Here is an 18,403-nt window from a genome sequence, read left to right on the forward strand (position 1 = left end):
TCTCTGTGCGTTGCCGCCCTGCCCGGACATGACTTTCTACCTATTCGTACAAACAGGGGTAAATGATGGAGCTGACAGAAGTTGCTGGAGAGTATAAAGCCAAGCAGCCGATGCGGGAACCTCGTCAACCCCCACAGCGCCAAAACTGTTATCGCCATACGCAACTACCACTAATAATGACGCGCCGACCAGGACAACGCCCAATCCAATTTGCGGCCAGCTGAAACCCATACCAACGCTAGCTCTCGTTCCAATCGTTGTGCCAACGACATTCGGAAGCTCTGTGCTCGTTTCATATTTAACCCCGATACCAGAAGAGGAGACTTCCAAACCATACGAAGAGACAGTGTCAGTATCATTCGCGTAATTAACTGAGGCTGACACGCCCCACTGCTCTGTCCAGTTAAGAGACAATGTCGCGGATATATTTATTTCTGTGCCAGGTATGCTAATCGACGGAGTATTCAGATTAATTCCAACAACTGTATTATCTTCGTCTCGTTGTACAACAAATATGCCCCCACTCGTATGCTGGTAGACATCTCCACCAACCTCCATGCCGTTGATCTCAACGTTCTCCCCATACAACGTGCGATCGATGCCAACTATCTGTTTATCCCAGAATGTTTCAATGTCATCCATCCTGTCACTGAACCAGCCGCCCACGTCCGGCCAGCCGCCGTCGACGTCCACGAGGTTCACGGGGTCGCCGAAGCAGCACGCCCAGCGGTTGAGGGTGCGAGGCGAGGTCGCATGGCCCCGCCTCGGGTCGGGCGAGCAGAACCTGCGCGCGGAGGGGTCGTAGTCGCGCAGGCGCGCGTGGAGCAGCCCCGTCGCGGGGTCGGGCGCGTACCCCGCGTAGCCGAAGGCGAGGCCGTCCCAGCTGCCCCGCCCGAAGGGGTCCTCCAGGAGCGCAGCGGCGAGGTCCGACGTGGTCGCCAGCGGCGTGCCGTTGGCGTCGCTCACGAGGCAGGTTCCGCTCGACCACAGGGGCATCGCCCCGTCCGCGAGGGCGGGCCGCAGGTCGCCCCCGCGCCCCCAGGCCAGGGTGTTGCGCGTCAAGCGGAGGGGGTCTACCGCCCAGCGGAGGCTGCCGTCGGGCCCCTCCTGGGAGACGCGGTTGCCGAGCGCGTCGTAGCCGTAGGTGGTGGTGCCGCGCCCGCCCGTGGACGAGACGAGCCTGTCGGCCGCGTCCCAGGAGAGCTCGAGGACGGGGGTGCCCTCGCCGTCGGTCACGCGCGAGAGGCGCGAGCGCGCGTCCCACTCGTAGCGCCTGGAGCCCTCAGGGCCCTCAGAGCGCACCATCCTGCCGGCAGCGTCGTAGGCGTAGGTGGTGGTGCCGCGCGGCGTGCTCGCGCGGAGCACGTTGCCCAGGGCGTCGTAGTCCCAGGCGTCCCGCTCCCTGCCGTCCTCCGACACGGAGAGGAGCCTGCCCGCCCCGTCGTACGAGTAGGCGAGCTCGCTCGTCGCGCCGTCGCGGGTGACCGTCCGCGCCACCCTCCTGCCGAGGCGGTCGTAGGCGTAGCCCTCGGACAGGGCGTCGTGCCCGTCGGCGCCCCTCGCCGCGAGCGTGGCCAGCCTGCCCCGCCCGTCGTAGGCGTAGGAGACGCTCGTGCCGTCCGAGAAGCCCCTGCGCACGACCCTCCCGGCGTCGTCGTAGGCGTAGCGGACGCCCATGTCGCCCTGCGTGATGGCCGAGACCCTGTTGGCCCCGTCGTAGGTGTAGACGACCTTGGGAGCCTCGGAGTGGGCCACCGAGAGCAGCCTCCCCGCCCTGTCGTACTCGTAGTCCACGGCCGCACCGCCGCCCATGTCGGCGTGCGCGGGGCGCCCCAGCTCGTCGAAGCTGACCGCCACCGACGCGCCGCCGTCGCTCACCGTGGCGAGCCTCAGGTCGCGAGACAATGAGGCCTCCCAGACGCTCCCGTCCGGCCTGGCGACGCGCATGCTCCGGCCGTCCATGCTCGTCTGCAACGTGGTGATGCCCAGGGCGTCCTCGCGCGAGCGCAGGCTCCCGTCCCGCGCCCACCTGAAGGACTCCCTCCCGAGGGGCCCCTCGACGGAACTCACACGACCGCCCCTGGTGTAGGAATAGCGCTCCTTGAGCAGAGAGGGGCCTCCGGGCCCGCCCGTAACGTCGACGCCGCTCACGCGCCCGTCTGCGTCGCGCGAGACGGAGGCGCTCACGCCGTCCGCCGCCACGCGCACGACCCTGCCCGCCCAGTCCCGCTCGAAGTGCGCCGTCTCTCCCACGGCGTTCTTGGTGGAGGTAATGGCACCTCGGGTATCGCGCCTGGCCTCGAACAGGAGGCCCTCGTCGTCGAAGGAGGCGGTGGCCCTCCCGAGCGCGTCGCGGACGATGCTAAATCCGCCCGTGCGGTTGTCGGAGACGGACCTCACACGGCCATCGAAGCCGTACGCGACCGCCGACTCCGCACCAGAGGAAGCAAGCGAGCGCACCGGCCTGCCCGCCTTGTCGTAGGACCATTCGACCCAGGAGCCCGCCGCGTCGGTGGCGCGGCGCAGGCGACCCGCCTCATCGTACGCGCACACCAGCGTGCGGCCATGGGAGTCCTCGGCAGACGTCATGCGCCCCGCCTCGTCGTAGGCGGCGCTTGCCCACTGGCCGTCGTCGAGCTCCGCCCTGGTCACCCTGCCGGCAGCATCCCGCACGAGGCGCAGGGCATGGGGACCCCGACTAACCTCCGAAAGCCGGCCAGCGGCGTCGTAGGCGTAATTCGCAGCAGGAGCGCCTTCGACATGCTCGGAGGTCAGCCTACCGGCCGTGTCGTAGGTATACGTGTCCTCGCCACCCTCTGAGCGCACAGCGATGACGTTGCCGAGCCTGTCTCTCTTGATCTCAGTCGTCTGGCCTCCAGGGACCCCTACAGCGATAAGCTCACGGGCTGCGTTGAGTGTGGCTTGCAACATCGCGCCATCCGGGCGACGTACGGTGAATGTGCGTCCATCCTTACCCCAGGAGACTCGGAACGTGTTGCCCTCGCCATCCGAAATGCTGGAGGGGAGGCCCGCCTCGTCGTAGGCGAGAGAGAGGACCCTCCTGCCAGCCACAGTGACACCGGTGACCCTGCGTGCATCGCGTTCGATGACAACCCTGCGTCCGCTAGGGAGTAGGGTCTCTGTAAGGTCACCTCTCTGGTCGTAGTCATACAAAGCACAGACGCCCGCACGGTCGATGTGTTCGCTCCACAGGCCCCTAGCGGAGTAGGTGTACGTATCCGCCGCTGACCCACACTCTATCTTTGTGGCCCTCCCCGCCTCGTCGTGGGTATAGGACACGCGACCAGTACGGGGAGAGTCATGAATCGTGAGCCCATCAAGGTACGAGAGGCGCTCCTGCGCGCCACCAGCCATCCGCTGACGCACGACTCGCCCTGCCTCGTCATATGACTGCTCCAGATATGCGTTGCCGAGCGGGTCAGCTATGCGGCACAACCTGCCTTTCACGTCATACCCATATGACCACGTTGTCCTATCTGGCCTGGTGACATCCAACAGGAGGCCCCCTTCGCCATACGAGTACCTCACCTGTCTGCCAGTATGGTCTGTGATGGAGGCAACGCGGCCCTCGTGGCAGAGGACGTCCAAATGCCTGTCGTCACCCGCCTCAATTCGAACCGGTATCCCGTGATCGTCGCGTCTGATTGTGGCGAGGTGGCCCATGGCGTCACTGAGCCCCGTCAACCTCCCGTCTCTATCAAAGAGGCGCGCGGTGCCATCCCTACCCTCGAGGAGATACCCTCGCTCGTCTCTGGTAATCGTCTCCTCCACCTCGTCGATTGTTCGCCAGGTGCCATCCTGCCCAGACGGCATGAAGGTGCGCCTCCGACCGTCAGGACAGACGTGCTCGAGCCGACCGCCGATGTCGCACAGGCTCTCATCTAGGATGCTTGACCAACCTCGGCCGAACAGGCCCCTCGCTGCCGGCAGAGAGTTGTAAGTGCGCTCGATCGACACTCGCGACCCTATGCCCAAGGAGATGTCTGACGATTGGAGGATGTAGTTTCCCGTCGACATGTTGATGGGGTCGCCACCATATGCACAAGAACTTGTTGCCAGGCCACTCAGCACGTCAGCCACACCGGACGAGCGGATGTACGCATAGACGCCCCTCGCGGCAGCATTTTGGCTCATCTGGGTGGAATTGGAACCGAGCGATGCCAAGCGCGAGTTAATCATATCCACAAGGGATGAGACTCCGCCCTGATATTCGTCCCACGCGCTCAGAAGCGACTCGACCCTTGATTTCGAGACAGCCGCCGAGGCCGAGGCTTCATCAGAAACGCTTATCGAGCACATCCTGAGCTGGGAGAGTGTGCCACTGATATCCTCGACTGCCACAGACACATTTTCCAATGCATCCTCGAGGGAAAATGCCGAACTCCTGATCTGTCCAGATGCCTCGTCATCCAACTCGAGGCATGCACCGCCCGAATCGCCCTGCCCACCCAAAATGCACGGAAGGGCTTCTGCCTGGCAGCGTAGCGTCCTGGCCTCAGTGGCAACATCCGAGAGCAGGGAGGCGACAGAGGAAATATCCTCCGCAACAGGTTGCTCGATTTGGGACGAGACAATTTCCATGCGTTCCGCCCACGACTCTGCGGCAGATCCCTGCCATGCCCCCGCCACAGAATCCCGTGTCGTGTTCAGACTGGACGTCTGTTCGGTAATGGCCTCCGCCACAGAGGAGTACTCGCTGGCCGCATCAGAGCATGCACTTATCGTCAGCTTAATGGACATGCTCGGACTCCTAATCACCCGACGATATGGACGATGCCGCCTCGTTATCGACGTCGCTATACATCTCATCTGACGCGGAGACAGATTTGCCCTCGGCCTCAAGGATCACGCTCACCTCACGCACGAATGAGAGAATCGAATCGGCAACGGTGGAGAAGGCATCGCGGCCGTCTCCTTCCCAGGCACTGAGCAGGGCGTCAGACGCTGCTTCCAGACTTTCGGCCTGTCCGTCCATCTCGCTAGAAAGGGAGCTCAATGAGCCTGAAACACCGCCCAGTGCAGCATGATTGACGACGATCGTATCGGACATGCGAAGTACCTCCCATATCCTTTCACAACAGCGTCTATTCAAGGGGTTGGCGCAGTTTCTTCTCTTGCTCCAGATGGTAGTCCTCGTCCTCGGCTCTATAGGCAGCAAGCATGTAGGCGAGCCCTTCCTGGGCATTGCCAATCGCCGTTGCAAGCTGACTGCGCTCATCGCGCACATCCGACGAGTAGAGATCCGCCGTTACACTACCCATAGAGACCCCGGCAGCGCTTGCAATCGCACTAGCAAGGCTCTCTGTTGCCGACTCTATATCACTCGCAACTGAGTCAAGCCTGCTCAACTTTCCCCGTGCTGTTGACAGCAGCCGTTGATCTGTCTGGATCTTTGCGATATCAGCGCATCTGCAGGCCATGTACCCATCTCCCTCCGACAGAAGTAGGATTATTCTAACTCCAAGGGAACGTCCACGACGCGCTGTGGGCTAGTCTATGTGAACGGTACGAATCGATATGACCAACCAAAGAGCCTACCTGTCAAGATTGACCGATGGGGTCTCGGATAAGCAAGATGATAGCGACAGGGCCCCCGGCAGGGGGGCGGGAACGCGAGGCCGCAGCCGCGCCGCAGGCCCGCCCCTGCTGGCGGGAGATCCGGGTGGTGCGTACGCACGACCCGTTGGCTTTGACAGGCGGGCGGCGCTTGCCCAGTTGGGCGGGAGGCCCGTGGCAGCGAGTGCGGCTCGTGCGTACGCACGATGCCGGCTTTGCGCCAGCGGGGCGCTCCCGAAGGCCGGATCTGGCAGCAACCCCGGTTCGTGCGTACGCACGACCGAGGGTTTCTGCCGGGGCCACCCGTGCGGCCGGCCCCTCTCGTGACTTCTCGCCGCTTAACCTGCGGCAACGGAAATCGCGGACGCTTAGCCGTGCCCAACCGCCGGGATTCCGCGGGTTGGCGCCCGCCCCGCAAGTCCCGGACGGCCAGCCCCACCCAACCGTCGAGAGATCACGGGTTGAGAAAGTGCCCCGCCTCCAGCCGGAGACGGGGCCATCGCCTGCGATAAAGCCGTAGGGCTAGAGCTTGATCTCGATGTCAACGCCCGCAGGAAGGTCGAGGCGCATGAGCGAGTCGACGGTGGAGCTGCTGGGGTCGAGGATGTCGATGAGGCGCTTGTGGGTGAGCATCTCGAACTGCTCGCGGGAGTCCTTGTCCTTGTGGGGCGAGCGGATGACCGTATAGAGGTTGCGCTCGGTGGGCAGGGGGATGGGGCCGGCCACGCGGGCGCCGGTCTTCTGCGCGGTGTCCACGATGAGCTTGGCGGACTGGTCGACGACCTCGTGATCGTAGCCCTTGAGGCGGATCCTGATCTTCTGGCTTGACACTGTAAACCTCCGTAAGTGAGCTATCGCTCGTGGTCGTTAACTAGGAAGCGGTGCCGCCGGCCTTGGCGACGATCTCGTCGCGAACGGCCTTCGGAACGGGCTCGTAAGCGCTGAACTGCATGGTGTAGCTCGCGCGACCCTGCGTCTGAGAGCGGAGGTCGGTAGCGTAGCCAAACATCTCGCCCAGGGGCACCTTGGCGCGAATGACCTTGGTGTCCTTGCGGTCATCCATGCCCTCGATCTTGCCGCGGCGGGAGGACAGGTTGCCCATGACATCGCCCATGTACTGCTCGGGGGTCTCAACCTCGACCTCCTCGATGGGCTCGAGAAGGACGGGGTCGGACTTCCTGAGGGCGTCCTTGATCGCCATGGAGCCGGCGATCTTGAAGGCGGCCTCGGAGGAGTCGACCTCGTGGTAGGAGCCATCGACGAGGGTCACCTTGATGTCGACCACAGGGTAGCCGGCGATGACGCCGCTATCCAGGGCCTCCTGGATGCCCTTGTCGATCGAGGGGATGTACTCCTTGGGCACGACGCCGCCGACGATGGCGTTGACGAACTCGTAGCCCTTGCCCTCCTCGTTGGGCTCCATGTCGATGACCGCGTGACCATACTGGCCGCGGCCACCGGACTGGCGGACAAACTTGCCCTCAGCGTGGCTCACGGCGTGACCGGCGGTCTCACGGTAGGCAACCTGGGGCTTGCCCACGTTGCAGTCGACCTTGAACTCGCGGCGCAGGCGGTCGACGATGATCTCGAGGTGCAGCTCGCCCATGCCGGCGATGATGGTCTGGCCGGTCTCCTGGTCGGTGTGGACCCGGAAGGTCGGGTCCTCCTCGGCCAGCTTGGCGAGGCCAACGGACATCTTCTCCTGCTCGGCCTTGGTCTTGGGCTCGACGGCAACGTCGATGACGGGGTCGGCGAACTTGATGGACTCGAGGATGACGGGCTTGCGCTCGTCGCAGAGGGTGTCACCGGTCTGGGTGTTCTTGAGGCCGACGCACGCGACGATGTCGCCGGCGGAGCACTCCTCGCGGTCGACGCGGTCGTTGGCGTTCATCTCGAGGATGCGGCCAAGGCGCTCCTTGGAGTCCTTGACGGAGTTGTAGACGTAGGAGCCTGCCTCCGCCTGGCCAGAGTACACGCGGATGTAGGTGAGCTTGCCCACGTATGGGTCGGTCATGATCTTGAAGGCGAGGGCCGAGAAGGGCTCCTTGGGGTCCGCGTGGCGGGCCTCGGGCTCGCCCTTGAGGTTCTTGCCATCAATCTCGGGAACGTCCAGCGGGCTGGGCAGGTAGTCCACGACGGCGTCGAGGAGCTCCTGGATGCCCTTGTTCTTGTAGGCAGAGCCCACGAAGACGGGGTTGAGCTCGTTGGCGATGACGCCCTTGCGGATTGCAGCCTTGAGAAGGTCGACAGGGACGTCCCCTTCCTCAAGGACGGCCTCCATGAGCTCGTCGGAGAAGTTCGACGCAGCGTCGAGCAGCTCCTCGCGCTTCTCCTGGGCAAGGTCAACGAACTCGTCAGGGATGGCGTCCATGGGCTCCGGATAGATCATGCCCTTGGCGTCCTCCTTGAAGTCCCACGCTGTCATCGTGACCAGGTCGACAAGACCCCAGAAGTTGGACTCGGAGCCCATGGGGATCTGTGCGGCCACGGCGGGGGCGGAGAGGCGCTCCTTCATGGTGTCGATGGCGTGGAAGAAGTCGGCGCCAACGCGGTCGAACTTGTTGATGAAGGCGATGCGGGGGACGTTGTACTTGGCCGCCTGACGCCACACGGTCTCGGACTGGGGCTGGACGCCGGCAACGGCGTCGAACACGGCGACGGCACCGTCGAGGACGCGCAGGCAGCGCTCGACCTCGGCCGTGAAGTCCACGTGGCCCGGGGTATCGATGATCTGGATGACGTGGTCCTTCCAGAAGCACGTGGTGGCCGCAGAGGTGATGGTCACGCCACGCTCTTGCTCCTGCGGCATCCAGTCCATCGTGGCTGCACCGTCGTGGACCTCGCCGATCTTGTGGGTCTTGCCGGTGTAGTAGAGGATGCGCTCGGTGGTAGTGGTCTTGCCGGCATCGATGTGGGCCATGATGCCGATGTTTCGCAGGTCTTCGAGCCTGTACTTCATCTTTGCCATATGCTGCTGCCCCCGGACTAGAAGCGGTAGTGAGAGAACGCGCGGTTGGCCTCGGCCATCTTGTAGAGGTCCTCGCGGCGCTTGACGGAGGCGCCCACGCCGTTGGCGGCGTCCATGATCTCGTTGGAGAGGCGCTCGGCCATGGTCTTCTCCTTGCGTGCGCGCGAGAAGTTCACGAGCCAGCGGATGGCCAGGGTGGTTGCGCGACGGGAGTTGACCTCCATGGGCACCTGGTAGGTGGCGCCACCGACACGCTTGGGCTTGACCTCAAGCGTGGGACGGATGTTGTCCATGGCCTTCTTGAAGACGGAGAGGGGGTCCTCGCCGGTCTTCTCGGCAACCATGTTGAAGGCGCTGTAGACGATACGCTCGGCGGTGGCCCTCTTGCCATCGAGAAGGACCTTGTTGATGAGCTGGGTCACGAGACGGTTGTTGTAGACGGCGTCAGGCTGGACCTCACGACGCACTGCTGCTGCACGACGCGGCATGTTTGTATCTCCCTAGAACGGTTTGCTTGCGTTGCTTGTGGTGGCTTACTTGCCGCGCTTGGCACCGTAGCGGGAACGGGCCTTCTTGCGGTTCTGGACGGCAGCGCAGTCATAGGCGCCACGGACGATCTTGTAGCGAACACCGGGGAGGTCACGCACGCGGCCGCCACGGACGAGCACGATGGAGTGCTCCTGGAGGTTGTGGCCCTCGCCAGGGATGTAGGCGGTGACCTCGATGCCGTTCACGAGGCGCACGCGGGCGACCTTGCGGAGGGCGGAGTTGGGCTTCTTGGGCGTAGTGGTGAAGACGCGGGTGCAGACTCCGCGCTTCTGGGGGTTGTGCTGGAGCGCGGCGTTCTTGGACTTGGCCTTGGCGCTCACGCGGCCGTTGCGGACGAGCTGGTTGATGGTAGGCAAAGTTCTCTCCTTCTATACCTATCTACGTGCGTGTACACGAATCTTAAGGGCAGCGCAGCACCGTCACCCCTGGATTGGCGCGAGGAGATACGTTACGCGCGCTCACCGCAGTTGTCAAAAAGCCACGGTACCGGGCGTATCTCTTCTCCATGTGACGCACACGCAAAGGGCGCAAACAAAGAACGGCGGGGGCGCCGCCTTCGCAACGCTCCCGCCGTTTGGCTTTGCCTGTCGCACCCCACAGGGCTCGCGAGAAGGGCTACCCTTCGTCCTCGTCGTCCAAGCCCAGAGCCGAGCGACCGATGGCGTCGGTCGCCACGATGGCCGCATAGAGCTCATCCGGGGTGACGTCGCCGGCGAGGTTGTGGATCGTCTCGCCCGGGACGCAGGCATTCTTTGCGATGGTGCGGATCTCGTCATCCGTCGTGATGCCAAGCTCAAAGAGCGTGACGGGAAGCCCCACTTCGAGGCAGAACTCCTGCACGTCGAGGAACTCCTCCTCAGTGGCCCCCTCAAGCGTAAGCTGCACCAGCGTTCCGAACGCGACGCAGCTGCCGTGTGGCGCGCTATGGCCGCCGAGAGAGGTGAGCCCGTTGTAGAACGAGTGGGCCGCCGCGCAGTTGACGTTGTCCGCGCCAACGCCGGACAGGTAGACGTTCGCCTCGATGATTGCGTCGAGGGCAGGCGTCACCACGTGCTTCTCGCATGCGGCAAGCGCCTGGGTGCCATAGTCGCGAAGCGTCTGGTAGCAAAGCTTGGCCAGCACCATGCCGGCGCGCGTGATGCCCGTGCCCTCCAGGCTAGGCGACTCGGTGCGCAGCGAGGCGCGACCCTCGAAGTACGTGCCAAGGGCGTCGCCCATGCCCGCCACGAGGAAGCGGACGGGAGCGTCCGCTATGACCTGGGAGTCGACCATGACCGCATCGGGGTTCGTGGGGTAGAAGAGGTACTTGTCGAAGCTGCCGTCGTCGTTGTAGATGACCGAGAGGCCCGTGCAGGGCGCGTCGGTTGCGGCGACGGTCGGGATGATAACCACATGCTTGCCGGTGTAGAACGCCGTTGCCTTGGCCGTATCGACAGCGGAACCGCCGCCGACGGCGACAACGGCATCGATGCCGTCCTGCTCGACTATGGCCTGCATCTTGGCTATCTCGCCCTTGCTCGAGATGCCGCCGAAGACCTCGTAGCGACGGAAGTCGTCCGCGTCACCAAAGCTCTGCTCGATCTGGTCATGACAGGCCCTGTAGCCGCTCCTCGAACAGACGAAGAGCCAGCGCTTGCCCATGTAGCCCATCTCGTCTTTGAACTTGAGCAGGGCGCCCTTCCCCTGGACGTACTTCAGTGGCTCTCGCATTGCGCGCAGCAGCTTCATTGCGCTCCTCCTTGTCAGCCCGCACCGGGAGGTCCCCGGCATGCATGCACTAGATTCTATCGTTCGCGACAGGCCGCCTGACCGCCGTCCACCGAATCCCCTGGCGCGGCCGAGAGAGAAAGGCAAGCGGCATGCCGCGCGGGCCTGCCCCGACTACCGCAGCGCGCGCATTGCGTTGAGGACGCAGAGCACCATGACCCCCACGTCGCCAAAGACGGCGAGCCACATGGGCGCGAGCCCCACCACCGCCAGGCAGAGAATGGCGACCTTGACCGCAATGGCAAAGACGATGTTCTCGTGCGCAATGCGAAGCGTGCGGCGAGCGATGCGGATGGCCACGGCGATCTTCGAGGGCCTGTCGTCCATGAGGACGACGTCGGCCGCCTCGATTGCGGCGTCAGACCCCATGGCGCCCATGGCGATGCCCACGTCGGCCCGGGCGAGGACCGGCGCATCGTTGATGCCGTCTCCCACAAAGGCGAGGGTCGCCTTGCCCTCGCGCTCCCCAAGAAGGCGCTCGACCTGCTCGACCTTGCCAGCCGGGAGAAGCTCGGCGTAGTACTCGTCGAGCGCGAGCCCGCGGGCAACCGCGGCAGCGGCATCCTCGCGGTCCCCTGTGAGCATCACGCAGCGGCCGACCCCCTCGGCCTTGATGCTTGCGACCGCCTCCCGCGCGTCGTCCTTGACCTCGTCGGAGATGTGGACATGGCCGACGTACTCGCCGTCTATGGCCACGTGCACGACGGTGCCGCCAGCGGCGTGGCACCCCTCCCATGCGGCATCCACCTCGTCCATCAGGCGATTGTTGCCAACGGCCACGCGATGCCCGTTCACGGTTGCGAGCACGCCGCGTCCGGCCTCCTCGGTGACGTCTGTCACGGTGCAGCCATCGTGGTCGCTCGGATAGGCGTCACGGAGCGCCGAGGCGATGGGGTGGGTCGAGTTGCGCTCGACATGGGCAGCAAGGTGGAGGACCTGCTCCTCGCTCAGGCGGGACGGGTGGACCGTGGTGACCTTGAAGACGCCCTTGGTAAGGGTGCCGGTCTTGTCGAAGACCACGGTCTGGACTTTGGCCAAGGTCTCGAGGTAGTTGGAGCCCTTCACCAGGATGCCCTGCTTGGAGGCGCCACCGATGCCCCCAAAGAACGTGAGGGGCACCGCGAGGACCAGCGCGCAGGGGCACGAGACGATTAGGAAGGTGAGTGCGCGCAAGAGCCATGTGGCAAAGCTGCCCGCGAAGTCGCCCGAGACGAGAGGGGGAACAACGGCCACGGCAATCGCCAGGTAGACCACGATGGGTGTATAGGCCCGGGCAAAACGCTTGATGAACTTCTCGGAGTGTGACTTGTTGGCTCCCGCATTCTTGACCAGGTCGATGATCTTGCTGGCCATGGACTCGCTAAAAGGCTTGGTCACGCGCAGGCGAAGGACTCCCGAGAGGTTCACGCAGCCAGAGAACGCGTCCTCGCCAACAGCGACAGAGCGTGGGACAGACTCGCCGGTGATGGCGCGCGTGTCGAGAGTCGAGCTGCCCTCGATGACAGTGCCGTCGAGGGGGACCTTCTCGCCGGGGCGCACGAGGATGGTCTCCCCCGTCTGCACGGTTGCCGGGTCGACCACCGCCACTTCCCCGCCACGCTCCACGTTTGCGACATCCGGACGGATGTCCAGGAGCTCCTTGATCGAGCGCTGGGAGTTGCCCTCGGCGATGCCCTCAAAGAGCTCGCCCACCTGGAAGAAGAGCATGACGAAGACGGCCTCGGCAAACTGGGGCTCTCCGCCTGGGACAAAGCCGATGAGCAGGGCGCCAATCGTGGCGACCGACATCAGGAAGTCCTCGTCAAAGGGGTGCCCATGGGCGATGGATTCCGCTGCCTCTGCAACCACGCTGCCTCCCGCAACCACGTAGGATGGCAGATAGAGCAGGAGCTGCGCCCAAAGCGGGGGATTGGTCGCGTGCTGGATGACGAGCGCAGCGAGGAGAAGGCCTGCGGCAACGATGATGTGACGCTTGAGGGCCGCCGGGTCCTCGTCGCCTTCGTCCCCGTCATCCGCTTCGGCCGCCCCTTCCCTCTCGGCCTCTGCTTCACCCAGTGTGCGGGGCGCCTTCTTCTCGTCGTCATCGTCGTGGTGATGGCAGCATGAGCAAGACATGAGACCCTCCGTCGTCCGGTCCTGGCCCATTGTTCTGCGAGACCGAGGCACCCACCGCTTGCAGGCCGGCACGCACCTATCGGCGTGCAGCGGCCTTCTCGCATCGGCCTTCGCCTCTCGCCTGCGGCCCATTACCAATTATAGTGAACACATGAGCACGTGTTCATATACACAATACCATGGCGACTGGGAGGGGTCAACCCACGCGCGATCGACCCGTGGGTCTTTGGGGCGCGACTTACGGTGGAATCGCCCGGCCACCAGCCCCTGACGCCGTAGGGCGAGTTTTTTCACTCTCCTACCGCAAGAAGGCCTCTGCGGCCGCCATTGGCGGCGGTGGCCGCAAATCCCGAACGGTTAGGCCAGGCTAAACGGCGATTCCCCGCGGTTTGTCACCGGCGGCCGCGACGGACGGCTTGTCACCGGCGCCATAGCGGCACGGGCGCCGATGCCCTACTCCTCGCTCGCCCGCACGGGCTCCGCCGCGTGTTGAAGGCCAACCGAGATGAGCGCTGTCACGTGCTCGTCGGCAAGCGAGTAGATCACCCGGTGCCCGACGCGGCGGGCAGTCACCAGGCCGCGATCGCGCAGCAGCCGCAGCTGGTGCGAGATTGCCGACTGCGAAACGGCACATATCTCCTCAAGGTCAGAGACGCTCTTCTCGCCAAGCGAAAGCGCGCCCAGGATGCGAAAGCGGGTCAGGTCCGAAAGCGCATCAAAAATTTGCGTGGCGTCATAGACCACGTCATCGTTAGAGAGGTACTCGTCGAGAAGGTCCCTCGAGCACGTCTGATCCATAGGTCCTCCCCATCGTCAAGGCGGCGAGAATAGAGCCAACATTCCATCCAGGTCATGGTACCCGCTCGGGCACCCACCTGCCGCCCGCACCGACCAGTGCCTACGAGAAAGGGCCCCGGCGCAAAGCCGGGGCCCAGCAGTTCCGTCGGAGCGCCCGCGCGCTGCATGAGTCCGTGCGTGAGCTACTCGTCGTCCTCGTCGCTGTCGTCAGAGGAGCTTTCCTGCTTGACTACCTGGGAGAGCAGGTCGTCGAGAGAGCCCAGGTCCTCGTTGATGACATCGGAGTCGTTGGCCTGCGCGTCGGAGGAGCCGCCGATAAGCTCGTCGTCGTAGTGGTGCTTGGCGGGAGCCGCGGTGCCCAGCATGATGTCGGGGTCGGAATCGGGCGAGAAGACCATGTTGAGGAGCTGCGAGAGGTCCTCGGAATCCGCCTCGTCATCATCCGGCTCGAGGATGTAGAGCAGGTTGCGCGCCTCGAGGCCGTCGCGGAGCTCCTCGATTGCCTTGGCGCCAATGCCGTCAATGCGCAGCAGGTCGTCCTCGGTCTTGCCGATAAGGTCACCCACGGTCTCGATGCCCACCTCGCTGAACTTGTTGGTCCAGCGCTGCGAGACGCCAAGGTCGTCGAAGAGGTAGAGCTTTGCGTCCTCGCTGGAGAGCGTGCGGCCGTTCTTCGAGTAGACCCCACCGTAGCCGTAGTCGTCACCCACCCAGTCAAGCTGCTTGGGAAGCTTCTCCTCGATGTCCTTGAGCTCGTCGGGCGCCCACTCGGGCAGGCTCTGCGCCTGCGGGGAGGTGGGACCGTCGATCTTGGTGCCGTGGTAGGTGAGCTCGACGCCCCGGTATGCGGAAAGACCGGTACCGGCAGGGATCTGCTTGCCCACGATGACGTTGGACTTGAGGTCAAGCAGGTGGTCCATGTCGCCGGCAATGGAGGAGTCGGTGAGCACGCCAGCGGTGCGGATGAACGACGCGCTGGAGAGCCAGGAGTCGATGGAGCTCGCAACCTTGAGCGTGCCGAGGATGACGGGCTCCGCCTCGGGCGGAGTGCCACCAGCCAGGGCAACGTTGCGCACCGTGTCAGCAAAGACGTAGCGGTCAACGTACTGGCCAAGCAGGTACTGGGAGTCACCGGGGTTGGTCACCTGGACACGACGCAGCATCTGGCGAGCGATGACCTCGATGTGCTTGTCGTTGAGGTCAACGCCCTGGGAGGTGTAGACATCCTTGACGGAGGCGACGAAGGTGTGCATCGTCGACTCGATGTCGGTGAGCTTGCGCAGCTTGCGGAAGTTCACGAAGCCGCGGGTGATCTGGTCGCCGGCACGAACCTCGGCACCGTCCTCCATGCCCGGCATGAAGCGTGCGGACGCGGGAATGCGCCACTCCTCGAGGATGCGGGAGTTGTCATCGGAGTCGACGATGCGGATGAGGTACTCGGTCTGCTCAGGCGTGATGAGCAGGGTGCCGGAGATGGGAGCGAGATCTGCCTCGCGGCCGAGGATCTTCTCGTTGACGTTGCCGACGACGTCGAACATGCGGGCGACCGTGGGGAGGCCCTGCGTGATGTCGTCAGCGCCAGCGACGCCACCGGAGTGGATCGTACGCATCGTAAGCTGGGTGCCCGGCTCGCCGATGGACTGCGCGGCAATGATGCCGACGGCGGTGCCGATGTTGACGGGACGACGGGTCGAGAGGTCCCAGCCGTAGCACTTCTGGCAGACGCCGTACTTGGACTTGCAGGTGAGCAGCGCCCTCAGCTGGACCTTCTTGAGCCCGTGGGCAACGAGCATCTTGAGGTCATCCTTGGACTCGATGTAGCCGTCACGCGGGATGAGGACCTCACCGGTGGCGGGGTCGACAATGTCGTTGAGCGCACAGCGGCCGATCAGGTCACCGTCCACGTCGTTCTCGCCCGGCTTGGTCAGCGGGTAGGTGACGGCCTCGTCGGTGCCACAGTCCTCCTCGCGGACAATGACGTCCTGGGCCACGTCGACCAGGCGGCGCGTGAGGTAGCCGGAGTCGGACGTGTGGGAAGCCGTGTCCACGAGGCCCTTACGGGCGCCATAGGTTGAGATGAAGTACTCGAGCGGGAGCAGACCCTCGCGGAAGTTTGCCTTGATGGGCAGGTCGATGGTGTCACCGGACATATCGGCCATGAGGCCTCGCATGCCGGCGAGCTGACGAAGCTGCGTCTTGGAACCACGGGCACCGGAGTCGGCCATCATGTAGATGGGGTTGTCCTCGGCGAAGCCCTCGAGCATCTTGGAGCCAAGCTCGTTGGTGCACTCGGTCCACGCGTTAACGACCTCGACGTGGCGCTCCCTCTCGGAGAGGAAGCCGTCCTCGTAGTACTCGTTGATCTCGTCGACCTTTCCCTGGGCCTCGTCAAGCATCTCCTGCTTCTCGGGAGGAATGACGGCATCCCACACCGAGACGGTAAGGCCGGCCATGGTGGCGTAGTGGAAGCCGGTCTCCTTGATGGCGTCAAGGATGGGCTCGACATCGGCCGTGCTGTAACGGTCGCAAGCGTCGTTCACGAGGTTCTCGATGTCACCCTTGCTCATCTTGTAGTTGATGAAGGGGTAATCCGCAGGCAGGCAGCGCGTGTTAAAGAGGACGCGGCCAATGGTGGTCTCGATGCGCATCGAACGGTCGGTGACGTCGTAGTCCACGGGGCTGTTCCACCTGTCATAGGTGCGGAAGATCCTGCGGCCGTTCTCGACCACGTTGGCGTCCTGGGCCCTCACGCGAACCTTGATGCTGGCCTGGATGTCCAGGTTGTTGTGATTGCAGAAGGCGAGAATGGCGTCGTCGAAGCCAGCGAAGACGCGGCCCTCGCCCTCGGCACCGTCCTTGGCAGTGGTGAGGAAGTAGGTGCCAAAGACCATGTCCTGCGACGGCACGGTGACGACCTCGCCAGAGGCGGGCTTTCTCAGGTTGTTGGTGGAGAGCATGAGCACGCGGGCCTCGGTCTGCGCCTGTGTGGAGAGGGGCACGTGGACCGACATCTGGTCGCCGTCAAAGTCGGCGTTGAAGGGAGCGCACACCAGCGGGTGCAGGTGGATTGCCTTGCCCTCGACAAGGACGGACTCGAATGCCTGGATGGACAGGCGGTGCAGCGTGGGGGCACGGTTGAGAAGCACGAGACGATCCTGGATGACCTCGTCGAGCACGTCCCAGACGGCAGGCATGCCGCGGTCGATGGCGCGCTTGGCACCCTTGATGTTCTCGACCTTGCCAAGCTCGACCAGGCGGCGCATCACGAAGGGCTTGAAGAGCTCGAGCGCCATGGCCGAGGGCAGGCCGCACTGGTGCAGCTTCAGGTGCGGGTCGACGACGATGACCGAACGGCCAGAGTAGTCGACACGCTTGCCCAGGAGGTTCTGGCGGAAGCGACCCTGCTTGCCCTTCAGGGCCTCGGCAAGCGACTTGAGCGGGCGTCCGCCACGACCGGTGACGGGGCGGCCGCGACGGCCGTTGTCGAAGAGGGCGTCGACGGACTCCTGGAGCATGCGCTTCTCGTTGTTCACGATGATCGCGGGAGCGTCGAGGTCGAGCAGGCGCTTGAGGCGGTTGTTGCGGTTGATCACGCGACGGTAGAGGTCGTTCAGGTCGGACGCAGCAAAGCGGCCGCCGTCGAGCTGCACCATGGGGCGCAGGTCGGGTGGAATCACGGGGATGACGTCGAGGACCATGTTGGAGGGGTCGTTGCCGCCCTTAAGGAAGGCGTCAACGATCTCGAGGCGCTTGATCGCCTTCTCGCGCTTCTGCTTCTGGGACTCGTCGGAGGCGATGATGGCACGGAGCTCCTTGGCCTCCTTCTCGAGGTCGATGCCGCGAAGCAGCTCGCGGACGGCCTCGGCGCCCATGCCACCCTTGAAGTAGATGCCGTAGTGGCGCTTGAGCTCGGAGAAGAGCGCCTCGTCGGAGATGAGCTGGCGCTTCTCGAGCTGCGTGAACTGCTCGTAGGCCTCGCGGCGGAGCGCTTTCTCCTCCTCGTACTCCTCCTCGAGGTCGGCGATGCCGGCGCGGACCTCGTCCGCGGAGATGGGCTCGACGTCGTCGAACTCGTCACCGGAGGCCTGGCCCTGCTCCTTCAGGCGCCCGATCTGGTCGTCACGCTCGGCGTCGAGCTCCTCGAGGTCTGCAGCCAGCTCCTCCCTGAGGTCGTCGGCATCGGCCTCGCGGGCCTCGGTGTCGACGTCGGTGATCACGTAGCTCGCGAAGTAGAGGACCTTCTCCAGATCCTTGCTCTTCATGTCGAGCAGGCGGGACATGGGGAAGCTCGCAGGGCTCTTGAAGTACCAGATGTGGCTCACGGGCGCAGCAAGCTCGATGTGGCCCATACGCTCGCGGCGCACCTTGGCGGTGGTCACCTCGACACCGCAGCGCTCGCAGACGATGCCCTTGAAGCGGATGCCCTTGTACTTGCCGCAGGCGCACTCCCAGTCCTTCACGGGACCGAAGATCTTCTCGCAGAACAGGCCATCCTTCTCGGGCTTGAGCGTGCGGTAGTTGATGGTCTCGGGCTTCTTGACCTCGCCGTGCGACCAGCTGCGAATCTGATCTGCAGAGGCAAGCGAGATCTTGATAGCGTCGAAGTCGGTGGTATCGAATTCTGCCACA

Annotated in this window: 12 protein-coding genes; 1 reads left to right on the top strand and 11 read right to left on the bottom strand. The window is 64.2% G+C overall.

Annotated elements, in window-relative coordinates; genetic code table 11:
* Window positions 1-36 precede the first annotated feature (36 nt).
* The 9 genes from E0E00_RS00260 to E0E00_RS00295 all read right to left on the bottom strand — a co-directional run bounded on the left by E0E00_RS00260 (window position 37) and on the right by E0E00_RS00295 (window position 12,787).
* Complete coding sequence (locus tag E0E00_RS00260) at window positions 37-4,362, bottom strand: DUF6531 domain-containing protein (RefSeq protein ID WP_165443467.1); 4,326 nt, start codon at window positions 4,360-4,362, stop codon at window positions 37-39.
* Window positions 4,363-4,771: 409 nt separating this feature from the next.
* On the bottom strand, window positions 4,772-5,071 hold the full coding sequence (locus E0E00_RS14195) for a WXG100 family type VII secretion target (protein WP_165443468.1): 300 nt from the start codon (window positions 5,069-5,071) through the stop codon (window positions 4,772-4,774).
* A gap of 34 nt (window positions 5,072-5,105) precedes the next feature.
* Complete coding sequence (locus E0E00_RS14200) at window positions 5,106-5,282, bottom strand: hypothetical protein (RefSeq protein ID WP_165443469.1); 177 nt, start codon at window positions 5,280-5,282, stop codon at window positions 5,106-5,108.
* A gap of 817 nt (window positions 5,283-6,099) precedes the next feature.
* Window positions 6,100-6,408 (bottom strand): 30S ribosomal protein S10, encoded by a 309-nt coding sequence (rpsJ, locus tag E0E00_RS00270; protein WP_130810335.1) that lies wholly within the window; start codon window positions 6,406-6,408, stop codon window positions 6,100-6,102.
* Window positions 6,409-6,448: 40 nt separating this feature from the next.
* Complete coding sequence (gene fusA / locus E0E00_RS00275; RefSeq protein WP_130810337.1) at window positions 6,449-8,545, bottom strand: elongation factor G; 2,097 nt, start codon at window positions 8,543-8,545, stop codon at window positions 6,449-6,451.
* Between the two features lie 17 nt (window positions 8,546-8,562).
* Window positions 8,563-9,033: a 30S ribosomal protein S7 gene (gene rpsG / locus E0E00_RS00280; protein ID WP_130810339.1), complete on the bottom strand. Its 471-nt coding sequence runs from the start codon at window positions 9,031-9,033 to the stop codon at window positions 8,563-8,565.
* Window positions 9,034-9,078: 45 nt separating this feature from the next.
* Window positions 9,079-9,450: a 30S ribosomal protein S12 gene (rpsL, locus tag E0E00_RS00285; protein WP_130810342.1), complete on the bottom strand. Its 372-nt coding sequence runs from the start codon at window positions 9,448-9,450 to the stop codon at window positions 9,079-9,081.
* A gap of 259 nt (window positions 9,451-9,709) precedes the next feature.
* Complete coding sequence (locus tag E0E00_RS00290; RefSeq protein ID WP_130810344.1) at window positions 9,710-10,822, bottom strand: glycerol dehydrogenase; 1,113 nt, start codon at window positions 10,820-10,822, stop codon at window positions 9,710-9,712.
* A 153-nt stretch (window positions 10,823-10,975) separates the two neighbouring features.
* Window positions 10,976-12,787 carry a heavy metal translocating P-type ATPase gene (locus E0E00_RS00295; protein ID WP_371683372.1) on the bottom strand — a complete coding sequence of 604 codons (1,812 nt, stop codon included), beginning with the start codon at window positions 12,785-12,787 and terminating at the stop codon, window positions 10,976-10,978.
* Here E0E00_RS00295 and E0E00_RS14815 point away from each other — a divergent pair.
* Window positions 12,677-12,967 (top strand): hypothetical protein, encoded by a 291-nt coding sequence (locus E0E00_RS14815; protein ID WP_242622069.1) that lies wholly within the window; start codon window positions 12,677-12,679, stop codon window positions 12,965-12,967. The two genes, E0E00_RS00295 and E0E00_RS14815, sit on opposite strands and share 111 nt — an antisense overlap.
* A 462-nt stretch (window positions 12,968-13,429) precedes the next feature.
* On the opposite strand, the gene E0E00_RS00300 is transcribed toward E0E00_RS14815, so the two are convergent.
* Both E0E00_RS00300 and E0E00_RS00305 read right to left on the bottom strand, forming a co-directional pair.
* A complete protein-coding gene (locus tag E0E00_RS00300) occupies window positions 13,430-13,774 on the bottom strand; it encodes a helix-turn-helix transcriptional regulator (RefSeq protein ID WP_130810348.1) in 345 nt (114 codons plus the stop codon).
* Between the two features lie 182 nt (window positions 13,775-13,956).
* On the bottom strand, window positions 13,957-18,402 hold the full coding sequence (locus E0E00_RS00305) for a DNA-directed RNA polymerase subunit beta' (protein WP_130810350.1): 4,446 nt from the start codon (window positions 18,400-18,402) through the stop codon (window positions 13,957-13,959).
* Between the last annotated feature and the right edge of the window lies 1 nt (window position 18,403).

It is taken from the genome of Olsenella sp. Marseille-P4559 (assembly GCF_900605015.1).
Taxonomy (GTDB): Bacteria; Actinomycetota; Coriobacteriia; order Coriobacteriales; family Atopobiaceae; genus Tractidigestivibacter.

What these genes read in the sequence shown, in the direction of transcription:
- E0E00_RS14200 (WP_165443469.1), bottom strand. Translation starts at nt 5,282, where the DNA reads ATGGGTAGTGTAACGGCGGATCTCTACTCGTCGGATGTGCGCGATGAG.
- rpsG (WP_130810339.1), bottom strand. Translation starts at nt 9,033, where the DNA reads ATGCCGCGTCGTGCAGCAGCAGTGCGTCGTGAGGTCCAGCCTGACGCC.
- E0E00_RS00290 (WP_130810344.1), bottom strand. Translation starts at nt 10,822, where the DNA reads ATGAAGCTGCTGCGCGCAATGCGAGAGCCACTGAAGTACGTCCAGGGG.
- E0E00_RS14815 (WP_242622069.1), top strand. Translation starts at nt 12,677, where the DNA reads ATGGGCGATGGATTCCGCTGCCTCTGCAACCACGCTGCCTCCCGCAAC.
- fusA (WP_130810337.1), bottom strand. Translation starts at nt 8,545, where the DNA reads ATGGCAAAGATGAAGTACAGGCTCGAAGACCTGCGAAACATCGGCATC.
- E0E00_RS14195 (WP_165443468.1), bottom strand. Translation starts at nt 5,071, where the DNA reads ATGTCCGATACGATCGTCGTCAATCATGCTGCACTGGGCGGTGTTTCA.
- E0E00_RS00300 (WP_130810348.1), bottom strand. Translation starts at nt 13,774, where the DNA reads ATGGATCAGACGTGCTCGAGGGACCTTCTCGACGAGTACCTCTCTAAC.